At 62.2% G+C, this 15,300-nt stretch carries 16 protein-coding genes, 1 tRNA gene and 1 riboswitch; of the genes, 11 read left to right on the top strand and 6 right to left on the bottom strand.

Annotation, left to right across the window (positions count from 1 at the left end; genetic code table 11):
* Positions 1–68 precede the first annotated feature (68 nt).
* Both R1W01_RS08145 and R1W01_RS08140 read left to right on the top strand, forming a co-directional pair.
* Positions 69–1,727 carry an ABC transporter substrate-binding protein gene (locus tag R1W01_RS08145; RefSeq protein ID WP_243611739.1) on the top strand — a complete coding sequence of 553 codons (1,659 nt, stop codon included), beginning with the start codon at positions 69–71 and terminating at the stop codon, positions 1,725–1,727.
* Between the two features lie 82 nt (positions 1,728–1,809).
* Positions 1,810–2,292: a DUF2165 family protein gene (locus tag R1W01_RS08140; RefSeq protein ID WP_243611738.1), complete on the top strand. Its 483-nt coding sequence runs from the start codon at positions 1,810–1,812 to the stop codon at positions 2,290–2,292.
* Between the two features lie 26 nt (positions 2,293–2,318).
* On the opposite strand, the gene R1W01_RS08135 is transcribed toward R1W01_RS08140, so the two are convergent.
* Positions 2,319–2,900: a hypothetical protein gene (locus R1W01_RS08135; protein WP_297754424.1), complete on the bottom strand. Its 582-nt coding sequence runs from the start codon at positions 2,898–2,900 to the stop codon at positions 2,319–2,321.
* Positions 2,901–3,124: 224 nt separating this feature from the next.
* Positions 3,125–4,225, bottom strand: a complete 1,101-nt coding sequence (locus R1W01_RS08130; protein WP_297754426.1) for a zinc ABC transporter substrate-binding protein — start codon at positions 4,223–4,225, stop codon at positions 3,125–3,127.
* 101 nt (positions 4,226–4,326) lie between these two features.
* Here R1W01_RS08130 and R1W01_RS08125 point away from each other — a divergent pair, with 101 nt between their 5' ends.
* From R1W01_RS08125 to R1W01_RS08115, 3 genes are read left to right on the top strand one after another with little or no spacing between them, the layout of a single operon-like run.
* A complete protein-coding gene (locus tag R1W01_RS08125; RefSeq protein WP_243611735.1) occupies positions 4,327–4,797 on the top strand; it encodes a transcriptional repressor in 471 nt (156 codons plus the stop codon).
* A gap of 3 nt (positions 4,798–4,800) precedes the next feature.
* Positions 4,801–5,556, top strand: coding sequence for a metal ABC transporter ATP-binding protein (locus R1W01_RS08120; protein ID WP_243611734.1), 756 nt, complete (start codon positions 4,801–4,803; stop codon positions 5,554–5,556).
* Positions 5,549–6,340 carry an iron chelate uptake ABC transporter family permease subunit gene (locus R1W01_RS08115; protein ID WP_243611733.1) on the top strand — a complete coding sequence of 264 codons (792 nt, stop codon included), beginning with the start codon at positions 5,549–5,551 and terminating at the stop codon, positions 6,338–6,340. The genes R1W01_RS08120 and R1W01_RS08115 overlap by 8 nt, the downstream gene beginning before the upstream one ends.
* Before the next feature lie 154 nt (positions 6,341–6,494).
* On the opposite strand, the gene R1W01_RS08110 is transcribed toward R1W01_RS08115, so the two are convergent.
* The 3 genes from R1W01_RS08110 to R1W01_RS08100 all read right to left on the bottom strand — a co-directional run bounded on the left by R1W01_RS08110 (position 6,495) and on the right by R1W01_RS08100 (position 9,596).
* The gene (locus R1W01_RS08110; protein ID WP_243611732.1) at positions 6,495–7,736 is read right to left on the bottom strand and encodes a serine hydrolase domain-containing protein; all 1,242 of its coding nucleotides are present in this window, start codon (positions 7,734–7,736) and stop codon (positions 6,495–6,497) included.
* A 116-nt stretch (positions 7,737–7,852) separates the two neighbouring features.
* Positions 7,853–9,361: a class I adenylate-forming enzyme family protein gene (locus R1W01_RS08105; protein WP_297754431.1), complete on the bottom strand. Its 1,509-nt coding sequence runs from the start codon at positions 9,359–9,361 to the stop codon at positions 7,853–7,855.
* A gap of 159 nt (positions 9,362–9,520) precedes the next feature.
* Positions 9,521–9,596 (bottom strand) — tRNA-Lys (locus R1W01_RS08100).
* A 98-nt stretch (positions 9,597–9,694) separates the two neighbouring features.
* Here R1W01_RS08100 and dapF point away from each other — a divergent pair.
* From dapF to R1W01_RS08085, 3 genes are read left to right on the top strand one after another with little or no spacing between them, the layout of a single operon-like run.
* A complete protein-coding gene (dapF, locus tag R1W01_RS08095; RefSeq protein WP_297754433.1) occupies positions 9,695–10,540 on the top strand; it encodes a diaminopimelate epimerase in 846 nt (281 codons plus the stop codon).
* The gene (gene mtaB, locus R1W01_RS08090; RefSeq protein WP_317275188.1) at positions 10,537–11,796 is read left to right on the top strand and encodes a tRNA (N(6)-L-threonylcarbamoyladenosine(37)-C(2))-methylthiotransferase MtaB; all 1,260 of its coding nucleotides are present in this window, start codon (positions 10,537–10,539) and stop codon (positions 11,794–11,796) included. The genes dapF and mtaB overlap by 4 nt, the downstream gene beginning before the upstream one ends.
* Positions 11,793–12,425, top strand: coding sequence for a glutathione S-transferase (locus R1W01_RS08085; protein ID WP_297754437.1), 633 nt, complete (start codon positions 11,793–11,795; stop codon positions 12,423–12,425). Before mtaB ends, R1W01_RS08085 begins: the two co-directional genes overlap by 4 nt.
* An 86-nt stretch (positions 12,426–12,511) precedes the next feature.
* Here the strand turns inward: R1W01_RS08085 and R1W01_RS08080 are convergent, their stop codons facing one another.
* Positions 12,512–12,964 (bottom strand): 6,7-dimethyl-8-ribityllumazine synthase, encoded by a 453-nt coding sequence (locus tag R1W01_RS08080; protein WP_297755160.1) that lies wholly within the window; start codon positions 12,962–12,964, stop codon positions 12,512–12,514.
* Between the two features lie 72 nt (positions 12,965–13,036).
* Positions 13,037–13,186: riboswitch (FMN riboswitch) on the bottom strand.
* Positions 13,187–13,246: 60 nt separating this feature from the next.
* On the opposite strand from R1W01_RS08080, the gene R1W01_RS08075 reads away from it, so the two are divergent.
* The 3 genes from R1W01_RS08075 to petA all read left to right on the top strand — a co-directional run bounded on the left by R1W01_RS08075 (position 13,247) and on the right by petA (position 15,290).
* Complete coding sequence (locus R1W01_RS08075; protein ID WP_243611726.1) at positions 13,247–13,879, top strand: FMN-binding negative transcriptional regulator; 633 nt, start codon at positions 13,247–13,249, stop codon at positions 13,877–13,879.
* Positions 13,876–14,481, top strand: a complete 606-nt coding sequence (locus R1W01_RS08070; RefSeq protein WP_317275187.1) for a glutathione S-transferase N-terminal domain-containing protein — start codon at positions 13,876–13,878, stop codon at positions 14,479–14,481. Before R1W01_RS08075 ends, R1W01_RS08070 begins: the two co-directional genes overlap by 4 nt.
* Before the next feature lie 248 nt (positions 14,482–14,729).
* Positions 14,730–15,290, top strand: coding sequence for a ubiquinol-cytochrome c reductase iron-sulfur subunit (gene petA, locus R1W01_RS08065; protein WP_243611724.1), 561 nt, complete (start codon positions 14,730–14,732; stop codon positions 15,288–15,290).
* The last annotated feature ends 10 nt before the right edge of the window (positions 15,291–15,300 follow it).

Below are 15,300 nucleotides of genomic sequence, written 5' to 3'. Positions count from 1 at the left end.
CTGTCATGCCCTGCCGTGCCGTGACCCAAGCAACAATCAATAACCAATCAATAGCAGAGAGGAAGAAGATGACTTTTTTCAAACGCAATGGAGAGCCCCTCCCCCAAAGCATCGTCGATCAGGCGTCCAAGGTCGGTGACGACCCTGTAAACCGCCGCGAATTCCTGGCCCTGGCAAGCGCCTTTGGTGCCACCGCCGCAACCGCGTATTCCATGCTCGGCATGGCCACCCCGGCCAAGGCCGAAACCATGGCCAAGCAAGGCGGCACCGTCCGCATCCAGATGGAAGTGCGTGCCCTCAAAGATCCGCGCACCTATGACTGGTCGCAGATCGCCAACTTCTCGCGCGGCTGGCTCGAGTATCTCATCACCTATGAGAACGACGGTACGTTCCAACCCTCGCTGCTCGAAAGCTGGGACATCTCGGAAGACGCCAAAACCTATACCCTGAACGTCCGCAAAGGCGTGAAGTGGAACAACGGTGACGACTTCACCGCCGAAGACGTTGCGCGCAACATCGCTGGCTGGTGCGACAAGGAAGTCGAAGGCAACTCGATGGCTGGCCGCTTCGCGACCCTCATCGACGAGAACACCGGCAAGGCCATCGACGGCTCGATCGTCGTCGTTGATAGCCACACTGTGCAGCTGAACCTGCCGAAATCGGACATCTCGCTCATTCCGGGCATGGCCGACTACCCGGCAGCCATCGTGCACGCATCGCACAACGCGGCTGACATGCTGACCAACCCGATCGGCACCGGCCCCTACCTGCCGGAATCGCTCGAAGTCGGCGTGAAGGGCGTGCTCGTGCGCAACGAGGACCACACCTGGTGGAACGAAGGCAACGGCGCATGGCTCGACCGGATCGAATATGTCGACTACGGCACCGACCCGGCCGCATGGGTTGCCGCGGCTGAATCCGAAGAAATCGACGCGACCTACTCGGTTGACGGCGAATTCATCGACATCATCTCGTCGCTCGATTTCGTCGAGAACGAAGTGGTGACCATGGCGACCATCGTCATCCGCCCGAACCAGCTTGCAGAGGTGGACGGCAAGAAGCCCTACGCCGACAAGCGCGTGCGTCAGGCGATCAACATGGCGGTCGACAACAACGTCCTGCTCGAACTGGGCTATGACGGTCGCGGTATCGCCGCTGCGAACCACCACGTTGGCCCGGCACACCCGGAATATGCCGACATCGGCATGCCCAAGCATGATCCGGCAGGCGCGCTCGCGCTGCTCAAAGAAGCGGGCATGGCGGACTTCGAGATGGAAATCCACTCGATCGACGACGCATGGCGCAAGAACACGACCGACGCCGTCGCAGCCCAGCTGCGGGACGCCGGCTTCAACGTCAAGCGCACGATCCTGCCCGGTTCGACCTTCTGGAACGACTGGACCAAGTATCCGTTCTCGTCGACCAACTGGAACCACCGTCCGCTCGGCGTGCAGATCTGGGCGCTGGCCTACCGCACCGGCGAAGCCTGGAACGAGTTCGGCTACTCGAACCCCGAGTTCGACGCCATCCTCGAGCAGGCGCTGGCCACCGCGGATCTCGAGAAGCGCCGCGCGCTGATGGAGCAAGGTGAGAAAATCCTCCAGGACGATGCTGTCACCATCCAGCCCTACTGGCGGTCGCTCTACAACCACACCAAAGCGGGTCTCGAGGGGGCTGCACACCACATCTCCTTCGAATTCCGCCCGGCGGAAATGCACTGGACCTGATCCGGTCGCACACAGTAATTGGAAAGGGCCGCTCTCGGGCGGCCCTTTTTCTTGGTGAACTGGCTTTTCCCGGAGGCCCGACATGGACATGACGCTTCTCGCCCAGACCGTTTCCCTCGCCCTGCCCGCGGCATGGCTGACGCTTGGTGTGCGCGACAATATCCTGCATCCAACCGTCAACGAGACCTACACCGCGCAGGTCTTCACGATGGAACGCATGGCCGCCGACTATCCCGAGGAATACGCCCGCGTCTCCCACCGCAGCATCAAGCACCGCGCGCCCCAACGCGCCGCCTTCTACCTCGTGGTTTTCGCAGAATTGGTGACAACCATCACGCTGTGGATCGGTGTCGGGCTTCTTGCCGCCGCGCTCTTTGACCTCGTCGCGCTCGACATGGCCCATCCCGTCGCGATGCTCGGCGCTCTCATGTTCACGACGATCTGGGCCATGTTTACCGTGGTCGGCAACCACTTCTCATATTGGTTCTGCCACGAAGGCGCCCAGAACACCCACTTTCAGTTGACGCTCTGGGGCATGGCAAACCTCATCTTCCTTAGTCTTTGAGGCCATCAGCTTGATGCCCTTCTGCCCTATTCGGAAACTGGTAGGGTCAGATCCGCATAGGCCCATGTCATAGCGGTGACGGGGCTCCCTGTGGTTGTGGTCGGTCGATGCACGATGACCCCTTCGCGCCGCGCCCCAGACTCCCGGTCCACCGTCCAGCTCAAGCGCTCATCAGATGTCTCTACCTCAATATCTTCGACATCAAACAAGGTGCCGCGCGGCAAACGCTTGTCAGAAATGAAATATGCCTCGGCGGCCGTAGCCAATTCGGCAAAAGGTATTTCTGTGAACACGGAACACATGGAGAGATTGTTATCATGGGTGATTTGCACCGACCCCGCGCCACCGGGCAATCGGTAGGTTGCTGAGAAAATCCCATCGGAAATCGATTGCGTGGCGGGGTCGATTTCAAAGGTTTCATCTGCACGCCTTGCAAGGTCGCCATCCGGAACCCAACACCCGAGTACAAAGCGAAAAAGGACGCTCTCTGCGGTCTCGACGCCCGTTGCTTCCTCCTCGCTCTTGCCAGGCATGCGCTTTTGAAGAAGCGGAAAAAACATCTGCCCCAAAATGATCACAACGACTAGGAATAGGGCGATCTTTGCCATCTTCGAATTCATTTTCGTATCACCTACCGTCAAATGGATCGCTTTGAACGAACCCCTTTTCAGACTTTGCCCGTTGCGGGACGAAACAGCGTTCAGTAATTTCCCTAGCGGAACAAGGGTATCCAGTCCAGAAAACGTGGCCTCCAACAGAACCGAAATGCCTCATCAAAAACAAAAGGGCCGCCCGCAGGCAGCCCTATCAGTCTCGCAAAACCTCATCTTCCTTAGTCTTTGAGGCAGCCCACGAAGGTCTCTGCCATCGTGGCGATCACCTCCGTGTAGAGCGACGGTCCAACGTCCTGCGCAACGCCGATCGGGTCAAGCTCGGCCACCTTTGCGTCGCCTGCGATGGTGCGGATGATCTTGGCGTTAAACTGCGGTTCCGAGAAGACACAGACCACACCGCGCTCTTCCATGATGTGCTCGATCTCACGCAGTCGCGCCGCGCTCGGTGCCTCGGCATCCCCACGCAGAAGCGCCCCGGCCCCCGTCAGGCCAAACCGGTTCTCGAAATAGTGATAGGCGTCGTGGAACACGACAAAGGCATGGTCATGCACCGGTGCAAGCTGTGCATCCACATCCGCGATAAGCGTCGCCAGCTCCGCACGTGCCGCCTCGGCATTGGCGCGGTAGGTCTCGGCATTCTCGGGGTCCACCCCAGCCAGCGTTTCGGCAATCGCGCTCAGCATCGCGCGCCCGTTCTCAGGATCAAGCCAGACATGCGGATCCATACCGCCTTCGTGATGGTGGTGGCCGTGATCGTCCTCCTCCTCATGCGCGGCGTGATCATCATGATCGTCATGGCCATCGTGGTCGTGACCCTCGTGATCGTCATGGCCCTCGTCCGTGTGGTCATGATCATCATGATCGTCATGACCTTCTTCCGCATGGCCATGGTCATCATGCTCATGGTCGTCATGCTCATGGTCGTCATGCTCTTCGTGGTCATGCCCCTCATGAGCGTCGAAAACGGCCTTCTCGCGGAACTCCAAAAGCGCAAGCCCTTCGACCTCGGCAAGTTCCACCGAAACCGCATCTCCGGCCAGCGTCTCGATTGTTTCGTCAAGGCCGGGGGTCAACATCGGCCCAACCCAAAACACCACATCCGCCGCCTGCAAGGCCTGCGCCTCGCTCGGACGCATGGAGTAATCATGCGGCGAAACCCCCTGCGGCACGAGAAGATCCGGCGCGCCCACGCCCTGCATCACCTGCGCGACCAAGGAATGCACCGGCGCAATATCAACCGCCACGCGCGGCGCCTCCGCCATCGCTGCACCCGCCGTCACGCCCATTGCGGCCACGCCGCCCAAAACCCAAGCCTTCACGTCTCGCTCCTTCACAGATACAAAGCTATTTAGCCTCGACGTAGAAGGTATGTTATAATATATCAACCCTAAATTTCTGGCCCGACCCGAAGGAGGCCGCCTTGCACGATATCGGTTTTGCCCAACATGACCACGCCGCCTGCGTGGCCTCGGCCCTTGCTTCGGCCGAGACAACCTGCGCTGCGGAGAAGCTGCAACTGACCCCGACGCGCCGTCGCGTCCTCGAAATCCTGCTCGAGGAACATCGCGCCATGGGGGCCTATGACATCCTTGCGATCCTTGCATCCGAAGGCATCGGCTCGCAGCCGCCCGTGGTCTATCGCGCGCTGGACTTCCTCGTGACCAACGGCTTCGTCCATAAGATCGAAAAGCTCAACGCCTACCTCGCCTGCACCCATCCCGGCGAGGATCATTCGCCCGTGTTCATGATCTGTCGCGCCTGTGGCGCTGTGGCGGAATCTTCCATGCCTCTCGCCGACCTGCGCCGCTCCGCCGAGAGCACCGGCTTCCTGATCGAAACCACTGTGCTCGAGATCGAGGGTCTCTGCCCCGCCTGCCGCGAGGCCGCCTGATCCATGCGCCTCGTAACTCTGACTGGCCTCGACGTGCGCCTTGGCGGCCATACGGCCCTGACCAATGTCGACTTCCACATCGACAAGGGCGAGATCGTCACCGTGGTCGGCCCCAACGGCTCGGGCAAGACGACCCTGCTCAAGACGATCATCGGCGCCGTCAAACCCCGGCGCGGCACCCTTGAACGCGCCGATGGCCTGCGCATCGGATACGTCCCGCAACGCCTCGCCATCGACAATACCTTGCCGCTGACCGTGCGCCGCTTTCTCTGTCTGCCCCGCCGCCACCCCGAGGCGACCCTGCAAGCCGCTCTCGAAGACGCCGGGGCCGATGGCCTCATGGATCGTCAGATGACCGCCCTTTCTGGGGGCCAGTTCCAACGCGTCCTCCTCGCCCGTGCCATTCTCGACAAACCCGACCTCTTGATCCTCGACGAACCCACAACCGGCCTCGACCAACCCGGCTCCGCCGCGCTCTACCGCCAGATCGAACAGCTGCGCCAAGACCTCGGAAGCGCCGTCCTCATGGTCAGCCACGAGTTGCACGTCGTGATGAGCGCCTCGGACCGCGTGGTCTGTCTCAACGGCCACGTCTGCTGCCACGGCACCCCCGAAATCGTTGCCGACGCGCCGGAATACCGCGCCCTCTTCGGCTCAGGCACCCAAGGCGCGCTGGCGCTGTACCGCCACGATCATGACCATCACCACCATGGCCACCCGGCCCATAGCCACGAACACGGGGATTGCGACCATGCTTGATGATTTCCTGATCCGCGCCACGCTCGCCGGGATCGGCGTCGCCATCGCCGCCGCGCCCCTTGGCTGTTTCGTGGTCTGGCGCCGCATGGCCTATTTTGGCGACGCAACCGCCCATGCCGCGATTCTCGGCGTGGCCCTGTCGCTCGCGCTCTCGACCTCGATCTTCGCCGGCGCGCTCGCCGTGGCCCTCGCCATGGCGCTCACGGTGACAACGCTCTCCGGGCGCGGTTTTGCCATGGATACGCTGCTTGGCGTGCTGGCCCATTCCGCGCTCGCCTTCGGTCTGGTCGCGGTCTCTTTCCTGCAAGGCATCCGCCTCGACCTCGATGCCTACCTCTTCGGTGACATCCTCGCGGTGAGCAAATCCGACCTCGCCGTGATCTGGACCGGCGCAGCGCTGGTCATGCTCCTGACCGCATGGCGTTGGGCGCCCTTGCTGACCGCAACCCTCAACCCCGACCTCGCCCATGCCTCTGGCATCGATCCCAAACGCGAACAACTCGTCCTGACCCTCGGTCTTGCCATCGTCGTCGCCGTTGCGATCAAGGTCGTTGGCGCGCTGCTGATCGTCGCCCTTCTCATCATCCCCGCCGCCGCCGCCCGCCCGCTGGCGCGCACGCCGGAACATATGGCGCTCTCCGCCGCCCTGATCGGGGCCGTGGCCGCTGTCGGGGGGCTGCGCATGTCCTTCCTTCTGGACACGCCCTCGGGGCCGACCATCGTCTGCACCGCCTCCGTCCTCTTCGCGATTTCGACGCTCTCGGCACGTCTCATCCCGCGTTAACCAGAACGGTGCGTTAAGACCTGCCCACAGACGCAATACAGACACGATACCGACAGAATACCGACGTTGGATTTGTCGTTAAGACTCTTCTTCTCTGTGGCAAATACTCCGGGGTGAATTGGCCGCCAGTCGGCGGCCAAGAGGGGCAGCGCCCCTACCCCACCATCGCCCCATGCACGAGCGCCTTCATCTCGGCCCTTGCCGGGTAGCTGCTCGAGGGCGAAAGCTGGGTGAAAAACACCACGCTGAGGCCCGTCTCCCGGTCGACCCAGAAGAAGGTTGACGCCATGCCGCCCCACGAGAAATCGCCCACCGATCCGGGCACCCTTGCGCGCGCCGGATCAAGGACAACCGCCCCGCCAAGGCCAAACCCCATGCCTTCCATCGGCTGCTCGGCAAAGCTCTGCGGCCCCATCTCCGAAATCTCGCCCCGCAGGTGGTTTTGCATCATGAAATCAACGGTTTGCGGCGACAACAAACGCACGCCTTCAAGCGCCCCGCCAAGCCGAAGCATCTCGGCAAAGCGCATGTAGTCGTCGATCGTCCCGACCAACCCGCCACCACCCGAGAACATATCCGCCTTGAGGAAGGGAGAGCCGTCCTTGTGGTCGACCCGGCGCAGCGGGTTCTCCCCCGTGCGGGCCGCGTTGAGCGCCATCGCATCCCCCGCCAGCGGCGTATAAAGCGAAGCGAAGCGATCGACCGCGTGTTCCGGCACAGAAAACGCCGTCTCTCCCATCCCAAGCGGACCAAGGATTTCCGTCTCGAAGAACGCCTCCAGCGTCTGTCCCGACACCACCTCGACAACCCGCCCCAACACGTCAATCGCCACCGAGTACTCCCACCTAGCCCCCGGCTGAAACGCCAACGGCAAAGCCGCCACCCGATCGACCATATCGGCCAGGTTTCCTTGATTGGCGCGGAAGATCAAATCGCCCTCTTCCATCGCCGCAGCAAGCACACCGGGATTGAACGGATAACTAAGACCGGCCGTATGGGTGAGCAACTGATGAAGCGTCGGCGCGGGCGCGGATTCGGTCTCTTCAATCGACATCGCGCCGGGGATAAGCGCGCTCATGTCTTTGAAAGACGGGATAAATTCGCTCACCGGCGTGTCGAGTGTGAACAGACCCCGCTCATAGAGCATCATCAGGGCAACCGAGGTAACCGGCTTGGTCATGGAATAGATACGCGCCACCGTATCGCGCTCGAACGCGGCGCCGCTCTCGATATCGCGAAGGCCTGCGGCATGGAAGAAAACCTCTTCGCCATGGCGCGAGATAAGCATACTGCTACCGGGAAATTTCCGCTCTGCCACATAGGATTCCATCCAATCCCCGATCCGACCAAGCCGTTCGGGATCAAATCCAAGCTTTGCGGCGCTCCCCCTGTGCATATGTGTCTCCCCTGTCCTTTTGCGGCCCACCCCTGCGGGCATGGCGCGTCTCCTCCTCCGCCACCTTGCCGCCCGGACAAGGGGCGGGGCAAGAACGCAAAAATACGTAGGTCGTCCTACCCGAGCCGATCTTGGAAGGTCTCGATTAGTTTCGCCTTGAGGATTTTGCCGGTTGGCGCCGCTGGAAGATCATCCGCGACAATGATCCGTTCGGGCCGTTTGTATGGTGTGAGCCGCGCGCGGAGAAAATCCTTGAGCGCATCCTCCGTAAGGCCGCTCCCCGGCACCGCTTTGACAAAAGCCAAAACCTCTTCATTGCCTTCCACAGGACGGCCCACAACACCGGCGATAATGACGTCCGGATGCTCCGTTAACACTGCCTCAACCTCGACCGGATAGACATTGAATCCTGAGCGAATGATCAATTCCTTTGTGCGCCCCGCGATGTGGAGCCGCCCCTGATCGTCGAACCGACCAAGATCACCGGTCCGCAACAGGCCCTCTTCGGTCAGCGTGGCGGCGGTCTGTTCTGGGTCGCGGAAATAGCCCTTCATGATCTGCGGGCCGCCGACAAGGATTTCGCCGATCCCCTCTGCCGGGGTCGCGCCCGGCGCGTCGAGGTCGATGTGGATCGTCGCACCAAGCATGGCTTCGCCGACGCTGGTATCGGGATCGCCCATCGCATTGCGCGTCGCACATATCCCTGCCGCGCTTTCGGTCAGCCCATAGCCGTTCTGAAGCGTCTGCCCGTAGAATTCTTCCGCCTCGCGCTTCCAAACCGGGTCAAGCGGCGCCCCGCCCGAAGAGACATAGCGCAACAGCCCACGATCATAGCGCGGCATGTCATGCGCACGCGCATAGTGAAACAGATGCGCATGCATCTGCGGCACCGCCGGAAGAAGGGTCACATCCTCCTGCAACGCCGTGTAGAGCCGCGCCACGTCGAACACAGACTCGAGCCGCGCCGAGCCTTGCGCAAGGCTGATCGCATGCACCGTGACAAGGCCAAAGATGTGCGACATGGGTAGGGCGAGAAAGGTCATATCCCCCTCGCGCATCCCCCGCACATCCGCCGAGGCCCGCCCCGCTGCGATCATATTGGCATGGGTGAGCATCGCCGCCTTCGGATGCCCCGTCGTTCCCGAAGTATAAAGCAAGAGCGCGACCTGCTCCTCGCCGCTCTCAAAGACCGGCTCAGCCACACTGCCCTCCCGCGCCCAGAGCGCGACCGCGCCATAGCGCCCGGTGCAGGGTGTGGCCCCGAACGCCTCGGCATGGGCCGCCGCCGACGCAGAGACATCCGTCGCGAACATGACCGCGCTAGGGTCCGAATGCGCCACGATCCGATCAAGCTCGGGCCGCGACATGCGGGCATTCACCATGACCGCCGCCGCATCAAGATGGCTCGCCGCGAAATAGAAGGCCGCGACCTCGATCGCGTTTTCCAGCACGATGACAACCCGATCTCCTGGCCCAACCCCGAATCGCACGAGATCGTCCCGCGCATCCTCAACCGCGCTCTGGAATGCGCCCCAGCTTATCCGCCTGTCATCCCCGTTGATAAAGGCAAGCCCCTCCGGCTTGTCCTGCGCCGCCTGCGCGACCAACTCATGCACCCGCTGCATCCTGTCTCCTCCCCAAGGCGCAAGGTCTCCTCCCGCTGCGCTGATGCACAGCCTAATACGGCCATCCAGCGTAGGAGAATGAAAAAGCCACGAATGACGGGGCGTCACACGCCAAAGCGTCGATCAAGACTCTAACGATTTGAAGGAAAAGGATTTCAGTGGTGAGCCGTGTAGGATTCGAACCTACGACCCACTGATTAAAAGTCAGTTGCTCTACCAACTGAGCTAACGGCCCACACTGTGGCGCGCTTACTATGACGGCTATCGCAGGTGGTCAAGCCGAATCTGTGAGAAAAATGCAGATGACTGGAAACCTTTTTCCAAGGGGCGTATATGCCGCCCATGACTACGCGTGAAAAACCGGGGCAAATGCCCTTTGAAAAGATGCATGGGCTCGGCAATGACTTTGTCGTGCTGGATGCGCGTGGGCGCGATCTGGCGCTGACGGACTCGCTCGTGCGGGCCATTGCTGATCGCCATCGCGGCGTTGGCTTTGATCAGCTCGCAGTGATCTCCAAGGGCGCCCATGATGCGCACCTGACCTTCTACAATAGCGACGGGTCGACCTCGGCCGCCTGTGGGAATGCAACCCGTTGTATTGCGCGGAAAATCATGGACGAGACGGGGCTTAAAAGCCTGCGTTTGACCACGGATCGCGGCACGCTCCTGGCCCGGGATGCGGGCGACGGGCTGACCTCGGTCAACATGGGTCAGCCTCAGCTCGACTGGCAAGAGATTCCCCTCGCCGAACCGCTTGATACGCTCGAGCTTCCGATCGAGGGCGCGCCGGTCGCAACGGGCATGGGTAACCCGCATTGTACCTTCTTTGTCGAGGACGCCGAATCTGTCGATCTCGCCGCGTTTGGCGCGGCGCATGAACATCATCCGCTCTACCCCGAGCGCACCAATGTCCAGGTGGCGAGCCTGATCGCCCCCGATCACATCCGCATGCGCGTCTGGGAACGCGGCGTCGGTATCACACTGGCCTCCGGGTCGTCCTCATGCGCCACCGCCGTGGCCGCCGCGCGGCGCGGCCTCACCGGTCGCAACGTCCGCATTGACCTCGACGGCGGCACGCTTCAGGTCCGCTGGGCCGAAGATGGCGTCTGGATGACCGGTCCGACAGCGCATGTCTTCTCCGGCTCCTTCACCAAGGCTTTCCTCGAGGACGCGCAATGAGCACCCCGCCCAAGTTCACGACTCTTGGCTGTCGTCTGAACGCCTATGAGACCGAAGCGATGAAAGCGCTTTCGGCAGAGGCGGGCTTGGGCGATGCCGTGATCGTCAACACCTGCGCTGTGACCGCCGAGGCCGTCCGCAAGGCGCGGCAGGAAATCCGCAAGCTGCGCCGCGAAAACCCCGAGGCGCGCATCATCGTCACCGGCTGCGCCGCCCAGACCGAGCCCGAGACCTTCGCCAAGATGGACGAGGTCGATACGGTCATCGGCAATACCGAAAAGATGCAACCCGAGACATGGAAAGCCATGGCCGCCGATTTCGTCGGCGAGACCGAGAAGGTCATGGTTGATGACATCATGTCAGTGACGGAAACCGCCGGGCACCTGATTGACGGCTTCGGCACCCGCTCCCGCGCCTATGTGCAGGTTCAGAACGGCTGCGATCATCGCTGCACCTTCTGCATCATCCCCTACGGCCGCGGCAATTCCCGCTCGGTGCCGGCTGGCGTCGTGGTGGATCAGATCAAGCGCCTCGTCGACAAGGGTTTCAACGAGGTCGTGCTGACCGGGGTTGACCTGACGAGCTGGGGCGCCGACCTGCCGATGACGCCACGCCTTGGCGATCTTGTCATGCGTATCCTCAAGCTGGTGCCAGACCTGCCACGCCTGCGCATTTCCTCCATCGACTCGATCGAGGCCGATGACGCGCTCATGCAGGCCATCGCGACCGAGCCGCGTCTCATGCCGCACCTGCATCTCTCGCTTCAACATGGCGATGACCTGATCCTCAAGCGCATGGCCCGGCGCCACCTGCGCGACGACGCCATCGCCTTTTGCAAAGAGGCTCGCCGCCTGCGCCCCGACATGACCTTCGGCGCCGACATCATCGCAGGCTTCCCGACCGAAACCGAGGCGCATTTCGAGAACTCGCTCCGCCTCGTGACGGATTGCGACCTGACTTGGCTGCACGTCTTCCCCTACTCAAAGCGCGAAGGCACCCCCGCCGCCAAGATCCCGTCCCAGGTCAACGGCAACACCATCAAGGCGCGCGCCGCCCGCCTGCGCGCCGCCGGAGAGGCGCAGGTCGCCAAGCATCTCGCCGCGCAGATCGGCAAGACGCATCATATCCTGATGGAGAACCCACATATGGGCCGCACCGAACAATTCACCGAGGTGCACTTTGACACGGCCCAAACCGAAGGCAGCATTGTCACCACCGAGATCAAGGGCACACGCGATAGCCAACTCGTCGCATGACCTTGCCGATCCTCTATAGCTTCCGTCGTTGCCCCTACGCGATGCGCGCCCGGCTTGGACTCGCGAGCGCGGACCTCAGGGTCGAACTGCGCGAAGTGGTCCTGCGCGACAAGCCCGCCGCCTTCCTCGCGGCCTCACCAAGTGCGACGGTGCCTTGCCTGAAAGCGGGCGACTCGGTGATCGACGAAAGCCTCGACATCATGTGCTGGGCACTGGCGCAGAACGACCCTGAAGGCCTGCTCGACATGCCCCAGGACGGCCATGCCCTCATCGCCGCGACCGACGGCCCGTTCAAAACCGCGCTTGACCGCTACAAGTACCACACACGCTATGACGATGCCGACCGCGAGGCGGAGCGCGCCAAAGCGTCTGCGCACCTCGAGACGCTGAACACCCAACTGACCGGGCAAGACTGGCTCTTCGGCCCGACACCGCGCCTCGCCGATCTCGCGATCCTGCCATTCATCCGGCAATTCGCCATGACCGACAAAACATGGTTCGACGCGCAGGATTGGCCAGATCTGCATCGCTGGCTCGAAACCTTCCTCGCCTCGCCCCGCTTTGCCGCAATCATGACGAAATACCCGCAATGGCACGAGGGCGACGCCCCCATCTTCTTCTCTGGGTAAACACTCCCGCCGGAGGCGAATCGCTCCCGGGCCCCTTGGGGCACGGGAGCTCAAACAAGCGCGCCGCCTTGCGGCGCACCGTTTGACTAGGCCGCCGGGGCCAATGCTGCCGACCGCACGTTCAGAACGCCAAGTGCCGCCCGCGCGGCCTCGCGTCCCTTCTCGACGAAATGCGCACGGTAAATCGCGTTGTGATGGTCGGTTTCCTGATACTGATGCGGCGTGAGCGAGACCGACAAGACCGGCACCCCGCTGTCCATCCCCGCCCGCATCAACCCGTCAACCACGGCCTGCGCTACGAAATCATGCCGGTAAATCCCGCCATCGACGACAAAAGCCGCACAGGCCACGGCGCCGTAGCGCCCCGTCATCGCAAGATCGCGCGCCAAGAGCGGCATCTCGAACGCGCCGGGCACGTCGAAGACATCGACCTGCGCCTCCGGGATAAGCTCGCAGAACCCTTCATAGGCGCGGTCCACGATATCGGCGTGCCACGCCGCTTTGATGAATGCATATCGGGTGTGTGTCATCTGAGTGATCTCCTTTCGTAACAGACACGTCACCCAAGGCGATCACGAACGACAGACCGGCCCCAAAGGGTCCGCCTGAGCGCACGTTCTCTTCCATCCGGACTATCACCGTCGGCTCCGGCCTCTCACCGGATCTGCTGACCCCCCGCCGCTGGCAGGGGCGCTCGCGGGCTTACGGATCATCGCCCGCATACCGCCGGTGGGGAATTGCACCCCGCCCTGAGAACAACGGCAACTTGCCAAGACTCGGGCCACAATGCAACATCCGCCCAAACGTCAGCAGGACCGACCATGCATCCCAACCCGACCTTTCACATCGCAACCCGCGACGAGAACCTCGCCTTTGCCCGCGAACGTGGCTTCGGTATGCTGGCCTTGTCCTCTGACGGCGCGCCGCACCTGTCGCATGTGCCATTTATCATCTCCGAGGACGGGACCGCCGCCGAATTGCACCTCGCCCGCTCGAGCGCCACTGCCCGCGCCGCGAAAGAGACCCGCCCCGCGACGCTCGCCGTGACCGGGCCGGACGGGTATATTTCGCCGGATTGGTATGACATGCCCGACCAGGTGCCGACATGGAACTACGTTGCCGTGCATCTTTCCGGTCGCCTCGTGCCCCTGCCCGACACCGCCCTGCGCGATCAACTTGACCGATTGAGCGAAGCTTTCGAAACCCGTCTGCTGCCAAAACCGGTCTGGCAAAGCAGCAAGATGGATGCCGAGGCGCTCTCTCGACTGCTGCGGATGATCCGGCCTTTCCGGTTTGAGATCGACGACGTGCAGGGCACTTGGAAATTCTCACAGAACAAACCTGACGCAGCCCGCCTTGGCGCGGCGTCTCATGTGGCCGGGTCAAGCATCGGCTCGGATCTCGCGCTTCTCTCCGGCCTGATGCAGGCCCCCATTGAAAAGGCTCCAAAATGAAACTCGTCTCTGCCTCGGCCTCTCCCTTTGTCCGCAAGGTCTGCGTCCTGTTGCACGAAACCGGCCAGACTGACGATGTCGAAATGGTCGCGGTCAAAACCTCGCCCGTCGCCACTGCGCCGGATGCGCGCGATGCCAACCCGCTTGGAAAGATCCCCGCCTTGATCCGTGAGGATGGCCGCCCGATTTTCGATAGCCGCGTGATTTGCCGCTACCTCGATGCGCGGGCCAAGGGTGGGCTCTATCCCGAGGACCGCCTCTGGGACGTGCTCACCCTCGAAGCGATGGCCGACGGGATCATGGATGCGGCTGTCCTGATCACCTACGAGGGGCGCCTGCGCGCGCCTGAACAACAGGACAGCACTTGGCTAGATGCGCAGTGGGCCAAGGTCACTCAGGCGCTCGACGCGATCGAAAAAGATTGGCGCGACGACCTGAACGCACCGCGCAACATGGGGCAATTCGCGCTCGACTGTGCGCTTGGCTATCTTGATTTCCGCCACGCAGCGCGCAACTGGCGCGACGGGCGCCCGGTGCTAGCCGACTGGTTCGAGACGGTGTCGAACCTCGAGAGCATGCAATCGACGGCCCCACGCGACTAACGCAGATCTATTCGGCGATTCGCCCAAGCACCGCCAAAATCGCCCTCGATAGCGCAAACAACTGCCAGACATGGGTTTTCATGAATGCGTTTCAAGCGCGACAGAGGGACGCTAAGGTGAAACTTGGGCGAAACATCGCTGGACGGTGTGGCGTGGCTTCGCTAAATAGCGCCCTGTAGTGGCTGCTCAAGAAGCGGCCTCGACGGTTTTGGCTCGTTACTTGGCCAAGAAAGAATGGAGAGAACCTCGTGTCCCACGCAGAAGATCACGAAGGCACCCGCAGAGACTTCCTCTACTACGCCACCGCTGGCGCAGGTGCAGTGACCGCCGGAGCCGCCGTCTGGCCTCTGGTCAACCAAATGAATCCCTCGGCAGACGTTCAGGCCCTTGCCTCGATCATGGTCGATGTTTCTGGCATCGAGCCGGGAACTCAGCTGACCGTGAAATGGCTCGGCAAGCCCGTCTTTATCCGCCGCCGGACCCAGGATGAGATCGAAGCAGGGCGCGCCGTCGACCTGAACGCTCTCATCGACAAGAATGCTCAGAACCGCAACGACATGGCGCTCGACGCCTCCGACCAAAACCGGACCCTCGATGAGGCAGGTGAATGGCTCGTGATGATCGGTGTTTGTACGCACCTCGGCTGTGTGCCGATCGGCGACGGCGCTGGCGATTTCGGCGGCTGGTTCTGCCCCTGCCACGGGTCGCACTACGACACCGCTGGTCGTATCCGCAAAGGCCCTGCACCGGAAAACCTCTGGGTGCCCGTGGCCGAATTCGTCGACGATTCGACGATCAAACTCGGTTAAGGAGCGCACG

This window comes from Shimia sp. FJ5 (assembly GCF_032918335.1).
Classification (GTDB): Bacteria; Pseudomonadota; Alphaproteobacteria; order Rhodobacterales; family Rhodobacteraceae; genus Shimia; species Shimia aestuarii_A.
Note: the sequence above shows the minus strand (reverse complement) of the source record. Positions and strands in the feature narration are given on the sequence as shown.